The sequence below is a fragment of the Zeimonas sediminis genome (genome assembly GCF_023721795.1).
Classification (GTDB): domain Bacteria; phylum Pseudomonadota; class Gammaproteobacteria; order Burkholderiales; family Burkholderiaceae_E; genus Zeimonas; species Zeimonas sediminis.
The window spans coordinates 2,509,352-2,527,893 of the sequence record NZ_JAMQYE010000001.1; the positions used below are offsets into that span (position 1 = coordinate 2,509,352).

Sequence of the window (18,542 nt, forward strand, 5' to 3'; positions counted from 1 at the left end):
TTCGATGCCCCGCCCGCCGGCCGACCCGGCCGACAACTTCCAGCCCTCGTACCGGGTCTCGCGCGAGCGACTGCTCGAGAAGCTGCACGGCATTTCGCGGCGACTGCCGGTGCTGGTCGACTCGCGCTCGATCGCACCGCGCGGCCCCGAAGGGGAGACCCTGGCGCTCGACTTCGCGATCGTCGGCGCGCGCAGGCCGAAGCACGTGCTCGTGCTCTCGAGCGGCACCCACGGCGTCGAGGGCTACACCGGCAGCGCGATCCAGCACTGGGCGCTCGACGCGCTGCTGCCCCGGCTCTCGCTCGGGCGCGACACCGCGGTCGTGCTGCAGCACGCGAACAATCCCTACGGCTTCGCCTGGCACCGCCGGGTCAACGAAGACAACGTCGACCCGAACCGAAACTTCCGCGACGCCTTCGACCCGAACCAGTGCTCGCCCGACTACGAGGCGCTCTACGAGTGCCTGAACCCGGCCGACCTCGACCCGGCCAACGAGCAACGGCGCTGGGCCGAGATCCAGGCCTACGTGGACCGCGAGGGCCTGCGCCGCTTCCAGCAGGTGGCGGTCGAGGGGCAGTACAAGTTCCCGCAGGGGATGCAGTTCGGCGGCCACCGGCGCAGCGCCGGCACGCAGCACCTGATCGACCTCGCCCGCGAGCACCTGTGCGCCGCGCAGACGGTGATCTGGATCGACTTCCACACCGGGCTCGGCGAGTCCGGCGCCTGCGAGCTGATCTGCGGCGCGGCGCTCGACAGCCCCGCCTACGCCTTCGCGCAGCAGGTCTGGGCCGGCGAGGTGCGCTCGTCGCAGGCGGGCGAATCGATCTCCACGCCGCTCAACGGCCTGCTCGACCTGGGCATCCAGGCGGTGCTGCCTGCCGACGCCCGCTTCGCCTTCGCCTTTCCCGAGTACGGCACCTGGCCGCCCGAACGGGTGATCCGGGCGATGCGCGCCGACAACTGGCTGCACCACCACGGCGACCTGACCGACGCGACCGGGCTCGCGATCAAGGCCGAAATGCTCGAGGCCTTCCGCCCGGCCAGCCGCGACTGGATGCGGACCATCGTCGCGCACGGCAGCGCGCTGGTCGAGCGCACCGTGGGCCATCTGCCCGGCGCCGGGCTCGCGGCCGCCTGAGGGCCGGGCCCGGACAGGACTGGGGCCGCGAAGACCGAGGGCCTGGACGCGAAGAAAATCACCGCCCGCGACGCGGTATCCGTGCATCGCCGCGCGCGCGGGACTAAGATGCGCCAGGAAGGGAGCGTCGGGTCGCTCCCGATTCGGGAATTCGAAGTCATGCCACAGCTCAGCCCCGCCCAGCGCACCGCCGGCACCGCCCGCATCGTGATGGCGGCCGGCTTCCTGTTCGCGGTCGAGGCGGTCTGGCGCGGGTCGGTCGCGCGCACGATGGTCGCCGCCGCGGTGCTCGCGCTCGGGGCAGGGCTGCTGGTCTTCGCCAAGCGCGCCGACTGATCCGGCGCCTCGTCCTGCTGTCGCGCGCTTGACCGTCCACGAATCCCTGCACGTCGACGCCTACCCGATCGACGACGAACTGCGCGACGACGGCACCGCCGGCCCCGAGCTCGCGTGGCTGGCCCGCAGCTACTGCGACAGCCCGCGCGCGCTGGTCTTCCGCAACCCTTCGCCCGACTGGCGGCTGTTCGTGGTCACGCTGCCGCTGGCTTCCCGGTTGTCGCTGATGGCGAACCCGGTCTTCGCCCAGCTGACCCGGGCCTGGGGCATGAACGTGCGCTTCGTCGGCGTGGACCGCGACGGGCTGGTCCACGACTTCCGCGCGCTGCTCACCGACCGCACGCTGGCGCTGCTGGTCGAGCTGCTCGCCCGGCGCGAGTCGGGCGAGGCCGCGGGCGGCCCGGGCGCCGATCCCGGATCGCGGGGCGATCGCGCGCTCGACCTGCTGTTCGACGCGCTGGCCCGCGAGATGCTCACCGTGCTCGAGCGCCGGCACGACGACTGGCCGAAGCACCTGGCCCGCGACCTGCGCCTGGAGTCCGGGCTGGCCGGCAACCTGTTCGACCACGCGGGCCGCCATCCGGACTTCCTCGCCGGCCTTCGCGGCGCGCTGCGCAAGGGGCTGGTCGACGTCGAGTTCTACGGCCGGGCGCTGCGCTCGATCGACCTGCGCGAGGCCGCGGTCGACGCCCGGATCGCGGCAATGATCGAGTCGGCGCTGGACCCGGCCACGCTGGCCAAGCTGGCCCGCACCGGCGCCGGCAGGCACCTGGGCTGCTACAACTGGCTGCGGATCGAACCGGCCCGGGCTGCCTCGCGCGCCTACATCCTGGCGCGCCTGCCGTCGTTCGCGAACTTCTTCGCCGAGGCGCTGCTGGCGCCGGAAGCCCCCGGCGCCGACTTCGACCTGCGGCCGCTTGCCGCGCGCAGCCTCAGCGCGCACAGCCTGCACTGGGCGGGCATGCTGCGGCGGGCGGTCGACGCCGGCCAGGACCGCGCCGCGATCGAGGCGATCGCCCAGCGCTTCGCGGTCGGCGACAACGTGATCCGCCGGATCTGGCGCGAGCAGCCCGCCGCGCTCGGCCAGCCGCCGACCTGGCACCTGGCGCAGATCCTGCGCAGGCTGCACGCGCTGGGCGAGCGCGACTGGCCGGCCACCGACGCCGCCTGGCGCGCGCTGATCTCGCACGCGGTGCCGGCGGAAGCGCTGTAGCCGCGCGCGCCGGCGCCGGCCTCGAGAACCCGCCAGCCGGCCGCCGAACGGGCCGGCCGCTGCGCCGGCCCCGGCTCAGCGCCGCCTCAGGTCCTCGGCCCCGCGGTAGATCCGGTTCCAGGTCGGGCCGATCACGATCTCGTTCAGGCAGACGTGCGCCGGCGCGTTGACCGCGTAGGCGATCGCGTCGCCCACGTCCTCGGGCTTGAGCATCCGCGCGATGTCCTCCTCGGGCGGGGGCACCGGCCGCGAGCGCAGGATCGGCGTGGCGACCTCGCCGGGGCAGACGTGGGTGGCGCGAATGCCGTTGCCGCCCTCCTGGTCGTTGATGCTCTCGACCAGCGGCGACAGGCCCTGCTTGGTCGCGCCGTAGGCCGCACCGGTGAACGGCAGGTAGCGCCAGCCGGCCCACGAGGACACGACGACGATCGTGCCGCCGCCGGCCGCGCGCATCGTCGGCAGCACCGAGCCCACGCAGAAGGCCACGCCGTTCAGGTTGATCGCGCTGACCTTCGCGAAGGCCTCGGGCGTGAGGTCCTTCCAGTAGCGGTTCGGCACGTTGGTGCCGGCCGAGCAGACCAGCGCGTCGATCCGGCCGTTGCGGGCCAGGATGCCCTCCGCCGCCTTCGACACGGCGGCCGCATCGGACACGTCGAGCGGCACCGCCTCGGCCGTGCCGCCGGCGGCGGCGATCGCGTCGCAGGCGGCCTTCAGCTCGGCCTCGCGCCGGCCGCTGACCGCCACGTGCCAACCCTGCCCGGCGAGCCGCTGCGCGGTCGCCAGGCCGATGCCGGTGCCGCCGCCGGTGATCCAGGCGACCTTCTTCGAATTCGTTGCCATCGTCTCCTCCTCCGTCTTCAGAGCATCGCGTAAGTGGTCGTCACCTGCGCGGCCAGCTTGCCGTCGGCCGCCGAGAACATCGAAACCTCGCCGAAAGTGAGCGTTCGGCCCGGCTTGAGCACCCTGGCCACGATTCGCACGTCGGAGTCGGCGATCGCGCGCAGGAAGCCGGTAGTCTGGTTGACCGTCGTCATCGGCCGGAACCCGCCGAGCCCCGATGCGATCGCGAACACCATCGCGGTGTCGGCCGCCGCCATCAGCGACTGGCCGCACACGGTGCCGCCGACCCGGCACAACTGAGGCGAGAACGGCATCAGCAGCTCCGCCTCGCCCGGCTCGATGCGGGTCACCCGCAGGCCGAGCGCCTGCACCCACGGGGCGAACAGCTCGCCCAGCCACTGCTGCGCCTGCTCGATCGTCACGCGCGGCGCATCGCCGCGCCCCTGCTCGCCCATGTCGTCCTCCTTCCCGGCCCCGAAGACCGCCAACCGGCGCGCCGGCCCCGCTTCGTCGACGCCCGTCCCGCCCGCTGCCGGCCCGGCCGGGCGATGTCGCTCAGCCCCGGTCCAGCAACTCGCGGGCCCGCTGCGCGATCGCCTGCGGCGTCAGCCGCGCCTGCGCCTCGAGCCCGGGCGAGTAGCCGACCGGGATCCGCAGGCCGCCGCAGCGCGCGACTCGCGCCCCGCTCTCCTCGGCCAGCGTGGCGGCGATCTCGGCACCGAAACCCGCCACCTGGATCGCCTCGTGCGCGATCAGGACCCGCCCGGTGCGCGCCGCCGACTCGAGCACCGCGTCGCGGTCCCAGGGCCAGATCGTGCGCAGGTCGATCAGGTCGACGCCGATGCCCTCCGCGGCCAGCAGCTCGGCCGCCTCGGCGCTCCAGTGCACCGCCTTGCTCCAGCTGACGATGGTCAGGTCGCCGCCCTCGCGCACCCGGCGCGCCTTGCCGATCGGCACGTCGAGCGACCCGTCGACCTCGCCCTCGAGCGGCCAGAGTTCCTTGTGCTCGAAGTAGGCCACCGGGTCGCCGCAGGCCAGCGCAGCGCGCAGCAGCGAGTGGTTGTCCTGTGGCGTGGCAGGCGCCAGCACGACCAGCCCGGGCACGTGCGCGAACCAGGCCTCGAGCGACTGCGAGTGCTGCGCCGCCGACGAGCTCCAGATGCCGTTGGGCATCCGGATCACCGCCGGCACCCGGCCCTGGCCGCCGAACATGAAGCGGTTCTTCGCGGCCTGGTTCACGATCTCGTCCATCGCGCACATCGCGAAGTCGATCACCCGCATCTCGACCACCGGCTTCAGGCCGGTCAGCGCCATGCCGACCGCCGCGCCCACGATCGTGGCCTCCGAGATCGGCGTGTCGATCACCCGGCGCTCGCCGAAGCGCTCGAGCAGCCCGCGGTACTGGCCGAAGATGCCGCCTCGGCCGATGTCCTCGCCGAGCGCCACCACCGACGCGTCCTCGTCCATCGCCTTCGCGAGCCCGGCCACCGCCGCGCCCGCGTACGTCATCAGCTGCGCCACCGGCCGCTCCCCGTGTCCTGGATGTCCTCGAAGGCCGCCGAAGCGTCGGGCCAGGGCGCGGCATCGGCCGTGGCCACCGCGGCGGCCACCTCCTGGCGCGCCTCGCGCATCACCGCGTCGATGTCGGCGTCGGGCACGCCGGCCGCCCGCAGCGGCTCGCGGGCCCGGGCGATCGGGTCGCCCTGCATCGCGGCTGCCAGCTCGGCCGGATCGCGGTAGGCGGCCGGGTCGACCGACACGTGCCCCTTGAACCGGTAGGTCTTCGCGTGCAGAAGCCGCGGGCCGTGGCCGGCGCGGATTTCCTGCACCAGCTCGCCGGCCGCCTGCCAGACCGCGACCACGTCCATGCCGTCGACCGCCACCGCCGGCACGCCGTAGCCGACGGCGCGCGCGGCCGCGCCCTCGCCGGCGGACATGGCCGCGGTCTTGGTCGTGGCCGACCACTGGTTGTCCTCGCAGACGAACAGCACCGGGAGCCTGAACGCGGCGGCCCAGTTCAGCGCCTCGGCCAGCGGGCCGCGGTTCAGCGCGCCGTCGCCGAAGAAGGTGACCGCGATCGCGTCGCGGCCCTGGATCGCCATCGAGTGCGCGGCGCCCACGGCGATCGGGATGCCGGCCGCCACGACGCCGTTGGCGCCCAGCATGCCCACCGAGAAGTCGGCAATGTGCATCGAGCCGCCCTTGCCGCCGCAGAAGCCGGTGGCCTTGCCGAACAGCTCGTGCATCATCCCCTCGAGGCTCGCGCCCTTGGCCAGCGTGTGACCGTGGCCGCGATGGGTCGAGGTGAGCCAGTCGGCCGGCGTCAGGTGCGCGCAGACGCCGGCGGGAACCGCTTCCTGCCCGGTGGACAGGTGCAGCGGGCCGCGCACCTGAGCGCTGCCGCCTGCCGCCTGGCCGAATGCGGCGACGCCGCCCCGGCTGGCTTCCTCGGCCGCGTCCTCGAAGGCGCGGATCCGGCACATCGTGCGGTACAGGGCCAGCAGCTGGCCGGCGTCGGGCTCGGGCACGCCGGGCCGGTGGCCGTCGTGCAGTTGCCCGGAGGCGATGATCTCCATCGTGGTTCCAGTCTCCAGTCGATCGGCAACGCACGGTCGCTCGAGGGCCGGTCCGCGCTCGTGGCGGCGGGCCGCGCGGAGGCGGGCGTCGATCGGAAAGCGACGATGCTAGCAGCTTCGCGAAGCCGCGCCCCCGCGAGCGTTCCGGGGATCGCCGCCCGGGAGCTGCCGGCGCGCCGAGCCCGTCGCCGGGGGCGTTAACATTCGTCGATGACCCGCCCTGCCGCGCCCTCTCACGCGCCCACCGATGCGCACGCTCGTGCGCCCTCTCCCGCTCCCTCCCGGCGCAGCGTGCTGATCGTCGCCGACGACCTCAGCGGCGCGGCCGACTGCGCGGCGGCCTTCGCCAGCGCCGGCGCGCGGGCCTTCGTTTCGCTGGAGGCGCTGGCATCCGGCACGCTACCCGCCGGCTCCGTCGTCGCGGTCGATACCGATTCGCGGGCGCTGCCCCGCGACGAGGCGGTCGATCGCGTGCGCTCGGCGCTCGAGCGCCGACCGGCCGGCGCCCTGGTCTACAAGAAGATCGACTCGACGCTGCGCGGCCACCTGGCGGCCGAGCTGGCCGCCGCGCTGGCCGCGATGCCCGAGGCCCCCGGCGCGGTGCTCGCGCCCGCCTTCCCGCAGCAGGGTCGCACGGTGGCCGGTGGCCGCTGCTTCGTGAACGGCGAGCCGCTCGAGCGCACCGCCCTGTGGCGCAACGCAGGCATCGACGAGCCCGCCGACCCGGTCGCCCGGCTCGCGGCCGCGGGCCTGCCGGCGATCGCGCTGGCGCCCGCCGCGCCCGGCGGCGAGGCCGGGCTGGCGGAGCGGATCGCCGGCGCCTTCGCGCAGGGCGCGCGCGTGGCCGTCTGCGACGCGGCGAGCCCCGAGGACCTGCTGCGGCTCGCCCGCTCGATCGCGCTGCTCGACGCCGCGCCGCTGCTGGCCGGCTCGGCCGGCTTCGCCCGGGGGCTCGCGCAATCGGGGCTTGCCGAGGCGCGAGGCGAACGCGCGCCCGCCGCCGCGAACCGGACGACCGGACCCGCAGCGCCGGCCGCCGCGGACTCGCCGGGCGAAGCCGCGGCGCACCGGGGCCCGGTGCTGACGGTCATCGGCAGCCGCGCACCGATCGCGCGCGCGCAGGCGGCGGCGATCGTCGCGGCCACCGCCGCGCTGCAACTCGACACGCCGGTCGAGCGATTGCGCGCCGAGTCGCCCGCGACCGACGCCGACGACGCCGAGCGCGCCGCGGCGATCGCGGCCGCGCTGGCCGCCGGCCGCGACGTCGTGCTCGGCGTCGGCGAAGGCCAGGTCGACCTTCGCCACAGCCTGGCGATCGCCCGCGGCCTCGCGCGGCTCGCGGCGCCCGCGGCGCGCCGGGCCGCCGGCCTGGTGCTCACCGGCGGCGACACCGCCCGCGCCGTGCTCGACGCGCTCGGCGTCACCGCGATCGAGGTGTTCGGCGAAGTCGAGCCGGGCGTGCCGATCGCACGGGCGGCGAACGAGGCCGGCTTGCCGCTGCTGTGCCTGAAGGCGGGCGGCTTCGGTAGCGAGAACACCCTGCTCGACGCGGTCCGCGCGTTGGCCGCGCGTCCCTTCCGAACATAGAGTCACCCAGCCCGACGACCAGACATGAAGCTCCCAATCATTGCGATCACCATGGGCGACGCCGCCGGCGTCGGCCCCGAAATCATCATGAAGGCCCTCGCGCGGCCCGAGGTGCACGCCAGGCTGCGGCCGGTCGTCGTCGGCGACGCGCGCCGGCTCGAGGCCGCCGGCAGGCTGGTCGGCAGCACGCTGCGCGTGCGCCGGATCGACGACTCGAACGGCATCGCGGTGCCCCCCGAGCCGGACACGGTCGACTGCATCGACCTCGGCCTGATCCCCGAGGACCTGCCCTTCGGCAAGCTGTCGGCGATCGCCGGCGAGGGCGCGTTCCGCTTCATCGAGCGCGCGGTCAAGCTGGCCTCGGCCGGCCAGGTGTCGGCGATCTGCACCGCGCCGCTGAACAAGGAGGCGCTGCACGCGGCCGGCCGCAAGTACCCCGGCCACACCGAGCTGCTCGCCGAGCTCACCGGCACGAAGGAAGTGTCGATGCTGCTGATGGCGCCGAAGCTGCGCGTGATCCACGTGACCACCCACATCGGCCTGCTCGACGCGGTGGAGCGGATCGAGCCGGGCCTGGTCGAGCGCACGATCGCGCGCGGGCGCGAGCTGCTGGTGCGCGCCGGCATCGCCGACCCGCGCATCGCGGTTTGCGGCATCAACCCGCACGCCGGCGAGCACGGCCTGTTCGGCCGCGGCGAGGAGGAGGCGAAGATCGAACCGGCGGTCGCGGCCTGCCAGGCCCGCGGCTGGGCTGTCGAGGGCCCGCTGCCGGCCGACACGCTGTTCTACCGCGCCACCCGCGGCGACTTCGACCTGGTGGTCGCGATGTACCACGACCAGGGCCACGGGCCGGTCAAGGTGCTCGGGCTCGAGGCCGGCGTCAACGTGACCGTGGGCCTGCCCTTCGTGCGCACCTCGGTCGACCACGGCACCGCCTTCGACATCGCCGGCACCGGCCGGGCGGACGACCAGAGCCTGGTCGAGGCGCTGATGCAGGCGGTGGAGCTGGCGCCGCGCCAATCCTGAACAAACCCCGGAGACGCCGATGCAGACCGCAGGTCCCCAGAAACAGTACTTCGACGCGCTGGCCGCCGGCGCGCTGAAGATCCAGCGCTGCGAGGCCTGCTCGCGGCACGTGTTCTACCCGCGGGTGCAGTGCCCGCACTGCGGAGCCGATCGTCTCGCCTGGGTCCAGCCGACGGGCCTGGGCACGGTCTACTCGACGACGGTGTTCCGCCGCAAGCCGGCCGACGGCGGCGACCAGCAGATCGCGCTGATCGACCTCGACGAAGGCGTGCGGATGATGAGCCGCGTCGAGAACGTCGACCCGGCCGCGGTGCGGATCGGCATGCGGGTCAAGGCCCGCGTCGCGCAGCAGGACGGTGCCCCGGTGCTGGTCTTCGACCCGGTGGAGGGCTGAGCCATGGCGCACCCCCTGCGCGGAAAGACCGCGATCGTCGGCGTGGGCCACGCCGGCTTCGGCGACGCCTCGGGCTTCACCGAGATGGAGATCCTCACCCAGGCCGCGCTGGCCGCCTGCGCCGACGCGGGCATCAGCCTGCGAGACATCGACGGCCTGGCCACCTGCAGCGTCACCTCGGGCATGTGGGCGATGAACGCAGCCGAAAGCCTGGGCATCAGGCCGAAGTTCATCGACAGCACGATGATCGGCGGCTCGAGCTTCGTCGAGCACCTGCTGCCCGCGATGCTCGCGCTCGACGCCGGCATCTGCAACGCGGTGCTGGTCTGCTACGGCAGCACGCAGCGCAGCGGCACCGTGAACCGCGCGGCGATCGCGTCGGCGCGCCGGCTGCTCGACGCGCAGCCCTACGAGCACCCGTACGGCCCGGCCGCGCCGGCGCCCTCTTACGCGCTGGCCGCCGCCCGCCACATGCACCAGTACGGCACCACCCGCGAGCAGCTCGCCGAGGTGGCGGTGGCCGCGCGCAAGTGGGCGCAGCTCAACCCCGAGGCGCAGATGCGCGACCCGCTCACGATCGAGGACGTGATCGGCGCGCGAATGGTGGCCGATCCGCTCACCGTGCGCGACTGCTGCCTGGTCACCGACGGCGCCGGCGCCTTCGTGCTCACGCGCGCCGACCGCGCGCGCGACCTGGCGAAGCCGCCGGTCCACGTGCTCGGCAACGCCACCGCGGTCTGGCACCGGCAGATCTCGTCGCTGCCCGACCTCACGGTGACCGCCGCCAGCGAGTCGGGCGCGCGCGCCTTCGAGATGGCCGGCATCACCGCGAAGGACGCCGACGTGGTCGAGCTCTACGACGCGTTCACGATCAACACGATCCTGTTCCTCGAGGACCTCGGCTTCTGCCCGAAGGGCGAGGGGGGGCGCTTCGTGGCCGACGGCGCGATCGCGCCGGGCGGCCGGCTGCCGGTCAACACCAACGGCGGCGGGCTGTCGTGCGTGCACCCGGGCATGTACGGCATCTTCATCATGATCGAGGCGGTGCGGCAGCTGCGCGGCGAGTGCGGAGAGCGCCAGGTGAACGGGGCGCGGATCGCGGTGGTCAACGGCAACGGCGGCGTGCTGTCCAGCCAGTCGACCGCGGTGCTCGGCACGGCGGACACGCTCTGAAGAACGAAAGGCCCGCGGCGGGCGGGGCGCACGCGAGGCGCGAACGCGGGCCGGAACACGGAGGAAGACAATGGGCATGATGGAAGGCAAGGTCGTCGTCGTCACCGGCGCGGGCGGCGGCATCGGGCGCGGCATCGCGCTGGCCATGGCGGCGGCCGGCGCGCGGGTCGTCGCCAACGATCTCGGCGTGAGCCTGTCGGGCGAAGGCGCCGACGCCGGCCCCGCGCAGCGCGTGGCGAACGAGATCGTCGCGGCCGGCGGCCAGGCGGTGGCGAACACCGACAGCGTGTCCACCTGGGCCGGCGCGCACAAGATCGTGCAGTGCGCGCTCGACCAGTTCGGCCGCATCGACGCGGTGGTCAACAACGCCGGCAACCTGCGCGACCGGATGTTCCACAAGATGAACGAGGAGGAGTGGCGCAGCGTCATCGACGTGCACCTGAACGGCTCCTTCTTCGTGAGCCGCGCCGCGGCCAACCACTTCCGCGACCAGGAAGGCGGCGCCTACGTGCACATGACCTCCACCTCGGGGCTGATCGGCAACTTCGGCCAGGCCAACTACTCGGCGGCCAAGCTCGGCATCGTCGGCCTGTCCAAGTCGATCGCGCTCGACATGGGCCGCTACAAGGTCCGCTCGAACTGCATCGCGCCCTTCGCCTGGAGCCGCATGACCGACTCTATCCCGGCCACCACGCCCGACGAGGTCGCGCGCGTCGAGCGCATGAAGAAGATGGAAGCCGGCAAGATCGCGCCGATGGCGGTGTTCCTCGCCAGCGACGCGGCAGCCGACGTGACCGCGCAGATCTTCGCGGTGCGCGCCAACGAGATCATGCTGATGGGCCAGTCGCGGCCGGTCCGCTCGGTGCACATGAGCGAAGGCTGGACGCCCGAGACCATCGCCGCCACCGCGATCCCGGCGATGCGCGGCAGCTTCTACGCGCTCGAGCGCTCGCCCGACGTGATCAACTGGGACCCGATCTGAGGCCCGCCCCCGCGACCACCCTGGCGGCCCGGGCCGCCGCGAACCCCCGCAACGGAACCGACCGATGACGACTCCGCCCGTTTCGCCGACCGCCCTCGAAGGCGTGCGCGTGCTCGACTTCTCCCGCGTGCTCGCCGGCCCCTGGTGCGCGCAGAACCTGGCCGACCTGGGCGCCGACGTGATCAAGGTCGAGCGCGCCGGGGTGGGCGACGACACCCGCGGCTGGGGCCCGCCCTTCCTGCGCGACGGCGAGGGGCACGACTCGCGCGACTCCACCTACTACGCGTCGACCAACCGCGGCAAGCGCTCGATCACGCTGGACATCTCGAAGCCCGAGGGCCGCGAGATCGCGATCGAGCTGGCCAGGCACTCGCAGATCTTCCTGGAGAACTACAAGGTCGGCGACCTGGCCCGCTACGGCCTCGACTACGAGAGCCTGCGCAAGGTGAACCCGGCGCTCGTCTACTGCTCGATCACCGGCTACGGCCAGGACGGCCCCGACGCGCACAAGCCCGGCTACGACTTCGTGTTCCAGGGCATGGGCGGGCTGATGAGCATCACCGGCGAGCGCGACGACAAGCCGGGCGGCGGCCCGCAGAAGGTCGGCGTGGCGCTGGTGGACATCCTCACCGGCATGTACGCGACCGTGGCGGTGCTCGGCGCGCTGCGCCACGCCGAGCGCACCGGCGAAGGCCAGTACATCGACCTGGCCCTGCTCGACACGATCGTGGCCTTCGGCTCGAACCAGATCATTTCCTACCTGACGAGCGGCCGCGTGCCGAAGCGCTACGGCAACGCGCACGCCAACGTGGTGCCCTACAACGTGTTCGAGACCGCCGACGGCCACATGATCCTCGCGGTCGGCAACGATTCGCAGTGGCTCGGCACCTGCCGCGCGATCGGCCGTCCCGACCTGGAAGCCGACGCGCGCTTCCGCAAGATGAGCGGCCGCATCACGAACCGCGACGAGCTGCTCGCCGACCTGGAGGCCCACCTGCGCACGCAGCCCTCGGACCACTGGATCGCCGCGCTCGAGCGCGAGGGCGTGCCATGCGGGCGGATCAACGACTATGCGCAGGTGCTCGAGGAGCCGCAGGTGAAGCACCGCGGCCTGAAGATCGAGCTGCCGCGCGCCGACGGCGGCAAGAGCCCCGGCATCCGCAGCCCGCTGCGCATGTCCGGCACGCCGGTCCGGCACGAGAACGCGCCGCCGCTGCTCGGGCAGCACACCGACGCGGTGCTCGGCGAGATGCTCGGAATGGACGCGGCTCGCATCGCGGAACTGCGGGCCAAGAGCGTGCTGTAGGAAGCGCCATGACCGCAAGCAGCTCCGTCGAACGTGTCCGGCAGTGGATCGACGCCGCCGAGCGCGTCGTCGCGCTGACCGGCGCCGGCATCTCCACCGACTCGGGCATCCCCGACTTCCGGGGCCCGCAGGGGGTGTGGACCCGCAACCCGGCCGCCGAGAAGCTGTCCACGATCCAGAACTACCTGGCCGACGCCGAAGTGCGCAAGGCCGCCTGGCGAAGCCGGCTCGACAACCCCGCCTGGACCGCGCAGCCCAACCGCGGCCACCGGGCGCTGGTCGAGCTCGAGCGCCGCGGCAAGCTGCACGCGCTGGTCACGCAGAACATCGACGAGCTGCACCAGCGCGCCGGCAACTCGCCCGAGCGGGTGATCGAGGTGCACGGCACGATCCGCCGCACGATGTGCTGGCGCTGCGGCGAGCGCCGGCCGATGGAAGAGACGCTCGCCCGGCTGCGCGCCGGCGAGGAGGACCCGGCCTGCCTGGCCTGCGGCGGCATCCTGAAGAGCGACACGATCTCCTTCGGCCAGCAGCTGGTGCCCGAGGTGATCGACCGCGCGATGCGCGCGGCCGCCGAGGCCGACCTGCTGCTCGCGATCGGCTCCACTCTGCAGGTCTACCCGGTGGCCGGCGCGGTGCCGCTCGCGAAGCAGGCCGGCGCGAAGGTGGTCATCGTGAACGCCGAGCCGACCGCGATGGACGAGCTGGCCGATGAACTGCTGACCGGCGCGATCGGGGAGCTGCTGCCGGCGGTGTGCGTGGGCTGACGAACCCGCTGCGCCGGCCAGCGAGCCGCGGCGCAGCTCGCGCGCGGCCGGCGGGCCTCACGGCATCCGGCCGTGCTCGGAAAGGACGTCCTCGGCGATGCGCAAGGCATCGATCGCCGCCGGAAACCCGCAGTAGGCCACCGAGTGGGTGAATACCTCGCGGATCTCCTCGGGGCTGCACCCGTTGTTCAGCGCGCCCACCAGGTGGATGCGCAACTCGTGGGGCCGGTTCAGCGCGCACAGCATGCCGAGGGTCACCAGGCTGCGCACGCGCCGGTCGAGGTCCGGGCGCGTCCACAGCGTCGCGTACGCGAACTCTTCGCTCAGCCCCCGGACAGCGGCGTTGAGCGCCGTGGTGCTCCCATCGCGGCGCTCAACGTAGTCCGCCCCCAGCACTTCGCGCATCACCGCCCGGCCCGTCTCGCGCAGCACCTCGTGTGCAGCCTGCTCGCGCTCGCCCATTCCCTGTACCTCCCGATCGCTGCGTCGAAAGAGAAACGGGCAGGCGACCGCCTGCCCGCCGCCCCTCCCGGGGCTCCCCGGCCCCGCTGCTACTTCCGCGCCGAGAACGGCGGCACCGGATACACCGGCTTGGCGGTCGCCACCGCCGGCGGATACACGACCTCCAGCCCGTTCGGCAGCGTCTGCATGATCGAGAACTCGTTCTTGTACTGCTTGCCGGTCTCGTCGATCTCGTACTCGCCGCACGCGGTGACGATCTTGCCGCTCAGCGACAGCGCCGCCGCCTTCAGCTTCGCCGCGTCGAGCGACTGCGCGGTACGGATCATCTCTTCGGTGACCACGCCAGCGCCGTAGGCGAGGATGGTCTGGAAGTCGGCCGGGTACTGTGCGTTGGGGAAGAGCTTCGCGTAGCGCTCCACCATCTGCGCCCGGTTCAGGCCGTGGGTCACCTTCCAGTTGATCTTCTCGTGCAGCAGCGTCTGGCTGAACACGTAGTGCCCGTCCTTGCCGGCCTGCTGGAGGAACTGGGGCTGCGAGGCGTAGACCAAGTACACCGCCTTGAAGTCGGCGTTGACCTCTCGGATCTGCCGGGCGATCGTCATCTGGTCGCCTTCGTACGCGGTCGGGTAGAACGCCTCGGCGCCGCTCGCCCTGGCCTTCTGGATCAGGATGTTGAAGTCCTTGGTGCCCTTGGCGAACTTCTCCTCCATCGTGACCTGCATGCCGAGCTTCTTGGCGAGCTCGATCGCACCCTGCGTGAGCGCAGCCGGGAACGGTTCGTCCAGGTACGCGAACGCGATCTTCTTCACGCCCATCGCGTGCAGCGCGCGCACCGCCGGCTGGCCAAGCAGCGTGCCGGCGATCTGGGTGGCCGACACGATGTACTTGTAGCCCTGCTTGTAGATCGAGTCGGCCGACGCGGACCAGATGACCATGAACTTTTCGTTGGTCTCGGTCGCGTTGGCCGCCGCCGCGGTCAGCGTGCTGCCGAACGGCCCGAACACCAGGTCCACCTTCTCGTCCTTGATCAGCGTCTCGTAGACCCGCGGCACCAGCGTCTTGTCGCTGCGGTCGTCGAGCTTGACCAGCTCCACCTTGCGCTTCTTGCCGCCGATGTCGATGCCGCCGCGGCTGTTGACGTCGTCCAGCCAGATCCGGACACCGCGCTCCCCGGACTGCGCCGCGAGCGCGAAGGTTCCTGCCGAGGAAACGGTCATGCCGATCCGGATCGGCGGCTCGGACTGCGCGATCGCCCTTCCGGGCATGGCGGCCGCGAGCGCGGGTGCGCCGACGGCAATCAGGAAAGGTCTGCGTTGCATGGCGTTCTCCTCCAGGGCCGTTTCTGGGTCCGCGGACGCCGGCCCCCTAGGCGTCGATGCGGTAGTCGATCCACTCCGCGATCATCTCGCGCAGGCTGTCGTCCTCGGCGAAGTCCCGCGCCGAGCCGTCGACCTTGTTGCGACCGAGCTCCAGCACGTAGACGTGATCGGAAATCCGGACGCACTGGCGCACGTTCTGGTCGACCAGAAGAACCGTGATGCCGCGCTCCGGAAGCCCGCGCACGAACTCGTAGATCTCCGAGGCGGCCTTCGGCGCGATCATCGCGGTCGGTTCGTCGAGCAGCACCGCGCGCGGCTGCAGCGCCAGCGCGCGGCCCAGTTCGAGAAAGCGTTGCTGGCCGCCGCTCATCGCGCCGGCGGGCTGCTTGCGCCGCTCCTTGAGCATCGGGAACTGCTCGTAGGTCCGATCGAGAACCTCGGCCACCCGGGCCTTGTCCCTTCGGAAGGTCCAGCAGGCGAGCCGCAGGTTGTCCTCGACGCTCAGCTCGTTGAACAGGCTGCGGCCCTGCGGCACCAGCGCGATGCCGCGCTCGATGAAGCGCCACGGCGGCATGCCCGTGACCACCTCGCCGTCCACCACGACGTCGCCGGCAACCGGCCGGAGCAGCCCGTAGAAGGTCCGCAGCGCGGTGGACTTGCCCGCGCCGTTGGGCCCGATCACGCCCGTGATGCAGCCGGGGCGCACCGCCATCGACAGCCCCTGGAGAATCCGGATGTCCCCGTGATAGGCGACGTCGACCTCGCGCAGCTCGAGCACCGGGCGCTCGTCGGGCGTCGTCGCGTCGGTCGTGCCCTGTCGCTGGCCATCCATCCGTTCAGGCTCCGAGATAGGCCTCGACCACGGCCGGGTTGCCGCGGATCTCGTCGACACTGCCCTCCGCGATCACCCGCCCCTCGTTGAGCGCCGCGACCCGGTGGGACAGCCGGTAGATCGAGGTCAGGTCGTGGCTGATCAGCAGCACGGTCTTGCCGGCGGCTGCGATCGCCTCGATCTGCTCGATCATGAACTTGCACAACGTAGGATGCACGCCGGCGAACGGCTCGTCGAGCATCACCACCCGGGGCTCCGGCATCAGCATCCGCGCCATCTCGAGCAGCTTCTGCTGCCCGCCCGACAGCTCCTCGGAGAAATTGTGGCGCAGGTCGATCAGCCGCATCCGCTCGAGCATCGCCTCGGCCCGCTCGATCAGCGCCTTGTCGGGCTCGTGGCGGTCGAGGACGGGGACCAGCAGGTTGTCGACCAGCGACATTCGCCGGAACACGCGCGGGATCTGGAAGGTCCTGCCCACGCCGAGCCTCGCGATCTCGTGCGGCGTCAGCCCGGTGGCCTTGCGACCGCCGATCAGGACCTCGCCGCCATCGGGCCTGTAGATGCCGCAGATGCAGTTCATCAGCGTGGTCTTGCCGGCGCCGTTCACGCCGATGATGCCCAGCACCTCGCCCTCGCGAGCCTCGAGCTGGACGCCGTCCAGGGCGGTCAGGCCGCCGAAGCGCTTGACCAGGCCGCGAACCTCGATCGCCGCCGTCATCGCTGCGCCCGCCATCCGAGGATGCCGGTCGGCCGGATCAGGATCACCGCGACCAGGATCGCGAAACCGACGATCTGGGCCATGGCCTGGGGCAGGAAGACGGTCGACATCTGCTCGGCCAGCCCGTACAGGATGCCTGCCAGCAGCGCGCCCACCGGGTTGCCGAGCCCGCCCATCACCACCACGATGAAGCCGATGATCGCGTACTCGGCCCCGGAGAAGGGATTGAAGGCCGGGAACACCAGCGCCACCAGGACGCCGGTCACGCCGGCGATCGCGGTCGCCAGCGCGAAGGCGAACGCCGACAGCTTCACCACGTCGACCCCGATGATCTGGATCGCCTCGCGGTTCATGATCGCCGCCCGCAGCGCCTTGCCCGGCAAGGTGCCGAACAGGAACCAGGTCAGCGCGGCCGCGATCGCGACCGCGATGCCGAATGCCACGAGCCGCGCCGTCGACACGTAGACCAGGCCGACCTGCATCGAGATCGGTTCGAAGGCATAGTCGATCGACCGGGAGTCCGCCTCGAAGACCAGCAGCATCACGGCTGCGAGCGCGATCGACATGCCGTACATCATCAGGAACGACATGATCTCGGGATCGTCGCTGCGCGACAGCCGCGGCATCAGCAGGTAATACCCGATCCAGCCGAGCGCGAAGAACACCGCGGCGGCCACCGGCAAGGCGAGCAGCGGCGGAACGCCCAGGGCGTTGAAGAGCACGTAGGCGACGAAGGCGCCGCCGATCACGAACTCGCCGTGCGCGAAGTTGACGATGCGCAGCACGCCGTAGAGCAGCGTGAGGCTCAGCCCGATCAGCGCGTAGACGCCGCCCACGATCAGGCCGTTGATCAGGCCGTTGAGGATCAGGATCTCCATGCGGCCCTCATGGAATGTACCGGCGCCACTGCGGCCTGCGCCGCAGCAGCGTGCCGACCAGGCCGCGGGGCAGGAACAGCACCAGCAGGACGGTGGCCACGCCGAGGATCAGCAGGTTCAGCAGCGGGAACTGGCGCCAGATCAGCTCGTCGAGCCAGACCATCACCACCGAGCCCACGATCGGCCCCGTGACCGTGCCGAGCCCGCCCGCCACCGCGTAGATCACCGTCTTGGCCGTGATCAGCGTGTTGAAGGCGGTCTCGGTGTCGACGACGTTCGTGTACCAGGCCTCGACCCCGCCGCACAGCGCCGGGAAGACCGCGGCGATCAGCCAGCCATAGAGCCGGACCCGGGTCACGTTGACGCCCATCATGTCGGCGGCCTCGGCGTCGTCGCGCACCGCTCGCAAGGCCTTGCCCAGCCGGGAGCGCGACAGCCACAGGATGCTGCCCAGCGCGACCAGCATCACGCCCATCATCACGTAGAACGAGAGCACCGGCTCCGCCCGGCTACCCAGCTGCAGGCCGAAGGAACCGCCGGTGATTTCCTCGGGCATGTTCGTGATGACCAGCCGGCAGATGCTCGCAAGCGCCAGGCTCACGATCGCGAAATAGATGCCCGACAGCCTCAGCGTCGGCGCGAAGAGCAGGCCCAGCACGACGCCGGCAGCCCCGGAGAACGGCAACGCGACCAGCACCGGAAACCCGAGGTTCTTCACCAGGATCGCGGTCGTGAACGCGCCCACGCCGTAGAACGCGACGAAACCGAAGGGCATGTAGCCGGAGAAGCCGGCGGCCACGTTGAACGCCGATGCCATGGTGATCCACAGCATCAGGTAGAAGTGGAAGGCCAGGTTCAGGTCGAGGACCGGAACCAGCAGGAAATAGACGCTCACCACCCCGCCGATCAGCGCGGCGAGCGTGAAGTACACGCGATCCGCGGCCTCGCGTTCGGCCGCGCGCGGGGCCGTCGTCCTTGCGTCAGCCTGCATGCCT

At 72.0% G+C, this 18,542-nt stretch carries 20 protein-coding genes; 10 read left to right on the forward strand and 10 right to left on the reverse strand.

Annotation, left to right across the window (positions count from 1 at the left end; all coding sequences use genetic code 11):
- Positions 1 to 4 precede the first annotated feature (4 nt).
- The 3 genes from M6I34_RS11855 (at position 5) to M6I34_RS11865 (ending at position 2,687) form a co-directional block, all read left to right on the forward strand.
- On the forward strand, positions 5 to 1,138 hold the full coding sequence (locus tag M6I34_RS11855; protein ID WP_272486671.1) for a DUF2817 domain-containing protein: 1,134 nt from the start codon (positions 5 to 7) through the stop codon (positions 1,136 to 1,138).
- 159 nt (positions 1,139 to 1,297) lie between these two features.
- On the forward strand, positions 1,298 to 1,474 hold the full coding sequence (locus M6I34_RS11860) for a hypothetical protein (RefSeq protein WP_272485882.1): 177 nt from the start codon (positions 1,298 to 1,300) through the stop codon (positions 1,472 to 1,474).
- 28 nt (positions 1,475 to 1,502) lie between these two features.
- Positions 1,503 to 2,687 (forward strand): hypothetical protein, encoded by a 1,185-nt coding sequence (locus M6I34_RS11865; RefSeq protein WP_272485883.1) that lies wholly within the window; start codon positions 1,503 to 1,505, stop codon positions 2,685 to 2,687.
- A gap of 75 nt (positions 2,688 to 2,762) precedes the next feature.
- On the opposite strand, the gene M6I34_RS11870 is transcribed toward M6I34_RS11865, so the two are convergent.
- The 4 genes from M6I34_RS11870 to M6I34_RS11885 form a co-directional block, all read right to left on the reverse strand.
- Positions 2,763 to 3,527, reverse strand: coding sequence for an SDR family oxidoreductase (locus M6I34_RS11870; RefSeq protein WP_272485884.1), 765 nt, complete (start codon positions 3,525 to 3,527; stop codon positions 2,763 to 2,765).
- Between the two features lie 17 nt (positions 3,528 to 3,544).
- Positions 3,545 to 3,982 carry a PaaI family thioesterase gene (locus tag M6I34_RS11875; protein ID WP_272485885.1) on the reverse strand — a complete coding sequence of 146 codons (438 nt, stop codon included), beginning with the start codon at positions 3,980 to 3,982 and terminating at the stop codon, positions 3,545 to 3,547.
- A 100-nt stretch (positions 3,983 to 4,082) separates the two neighbouring features.
- On the reverse strand, positions 4,083 to 5,036 hold the full coding sequence (locus M6I34_RS11880) for an alpha-ketoacid dehydrogenase subunit beta (RefSeq protein WP_272486672.1): 954 nt from the start codon (positions 5,034 to 5,036) through the stop codon (positions 4,083 to 4,085).
- Entirely contained in the window at positions 5,036 to 6,010 is a 975-nt protein-coding gene (locus M6I34_RS11885) for a thiamine pyrophosphate-dependent dehydrogenase E1 component subunit alpha (RefSeq protein ID WP_272486673.1), read from the reverse strand. Before M6I34_RS11885 ends, M6I34_RS11880 begins: the two co-directional genes overlap by 1 nt.
- Positions 6,011 to 6,394: 384 nt before the next feature.
- On the opposite strand from M6I34_RS11885, the gene M6I34_RS11890 reads away from it, so the two are divergent.
- From M6I34_RS11890 to M6I34_RS11920, 7 genes are all read left to right on the forward strand, one after another.
- Positions 6,395 to 7,690 carry a four-carbon acid sugar kinase family protein gene (locus tag M6I34_RS11890; protein WP_272485886.1) on the forward strand — a complete coding sequence of 432 codons (1,296 nt, stop codon included), beginning with the start codon at positions 6,395 to 6,397 and terminating at the stop codon, positions 7,688 to 7,690.
- Between the two features lie 24 nt (positions 7,691 to 7,714).
- Positions 7,715 to 8,716 carry a 4-hydroxythreonine-4-phosphate dehydrogenase PdxA gene (pdxA, locus tag M6I34_RS11895; protein ID WP_272485887.1) on the forward strand — a complete coding sequence of 334 codons (1,002 nt, stop codon included), beginning with the start codon at positions 7,715 to 7,717 and terminating at the stop codon, positions 8,714 to 8,716.
- Between the two features lie 19 nt (positions 8,717 to 8,735).
- A complete protein-coding gene (locus M6I34_RS11900) occupies positions 8,736 to 9,110 on the forward strand; it encodes a Zn-ribbon domain-containing OB-fold protein (protein ID WP_272485888.1) in 375 nt (124 codons plus the stop codon).
- A 3-nt stretch (positions 9,111 to 9,113) separates the two neighbouring features.
- Positions 9,114 to 10,283 (forward strand): thiolase, encoded by a 1,170-nt coding sequence (locus M6I34_RS11905; RefSeq protein WP_272485889.1) that lies wholly within the window; start codon positions 9,114 to 9,116, stop codon positions 10,281 to 10,283.
- 70 nt (positions 10,284 to 10,353) lie between these two features.
- Positions 10,354 to 11,265, forward strand: coding sequence for an SDR family NAD(P)-dependent oxidoreductase (locus M6I34_RS11910; protein ID WP_272485890.1), 912 nt, complete (start codon positions 10,354 to 10,356; stop codon positions 11,263 to 11,265).
- A gap of 64 nt (positions 11,266 to 11,329) precedes the next feature.
- A complete protein-coding gene (locus M6I34_RS11915) occupies positions 11,330 to 12,571 on the forward strand; it encodes a CaiB/BaiF CoA transferase family protein (protein ID WP_272485891.1) in 1,242 nt (413 codons plus the stop codon).
- Positions 12,572 to 12,579: 8 nt separating this feature from the next.
- Entirely contained in the window at positions 12,580 to 13,338 is a 759-nt protein-coding gene (locus M6I34_RS11920) for an SIR2 family NAD-dependent protein deacylase (protein ID WP_272485892.1), read from the forward strand.
- 57 nt (positions 13,339 to 13,395) lie between these two features.
- Here the strand turns inward: M6I34_RS11920 and M6I34_RS11925 are convergent, their stop codons facing one another.
- From M6I34_RS11925 to M6I34_RS11950, 6 genes are all read right to left on the reverse strand, one after another.
- A complete protein-coding gene (locus tag M6I34_RS11925) occupies positions 13,396 to 13,800 on the reverse strand; it encodes a carboxymuconolactone decarboxylase family protein (RefSeq protein ID WP_272485893.1) in 405 nt (134 codons plus the stop codon).
- Between the two features lie 89 nt (positions 13,801 to 13,889).
- Positions 13,890 to 15,119: an amino acid ABC transporter substrate-binding protein gene (locus M6I34_RS11930; RefSeq protein WP_272485894.1), complete on the reverse strand. Its 1,230-nt coding sequence runs from the start codon at positions 15,117 to 15,119 to the stop codon at positions 13,890 to 13,892.
- A gap of 46 nt (positions 15,120 to 15,165) precedes the next feature.
- A complete protein-coding gene (locus tag M6I34_RS11935; RefSeq protein WP_272485895.1) occupies positions 15,166 to 15,951 on the reverse strand; it encodes an ABC transporter ATP-binding protein in 786 nt (261 codons plus the stop codon).
- Positions 15,952 to 15,955: 4 nt separating this feature from the next.
- Positions 15,956 to 16,669, reverse strand: coding sequence for an ABC transporter ATP-binding protein (locus M6I34_RS11940; protein ID WP_272485896.1), 714 nt, complete (start codon positions 16,667 to 16,669; stop codon positions 15,956 to 15,958).
- Positions 16,666 to 17,547, reverse strand: a complete 882-nt coding sequence (locus M6I34_RS11945) for a branched-chain amino acid ABC transporter permease (protein ID WP_272485897.1) — start codon at positions 17,545 to 17,547, stop codon at positions 16,666 to 16,668. The genes M6I34_RS11940 and M6I34_RS11945 overlap by 4 nt, the downstream gene beginning before the upstream one ends.
- Positions 17,548 to 17,554: 7 nt before the next feature.
- Complete coding sequence (locus M6I34_RS11950) at positions 17,555 to 18,538, reverse strand: branched-chain amino acid ABC transporter permease (protein ID WP_272485898.1); 984 nt, start codon at positions 18,536 to 18,538, stop codon at positions 17,555 to 17,557.
- Positions 18,539 to 18,542: the final 4 nt, after the last annotated feature.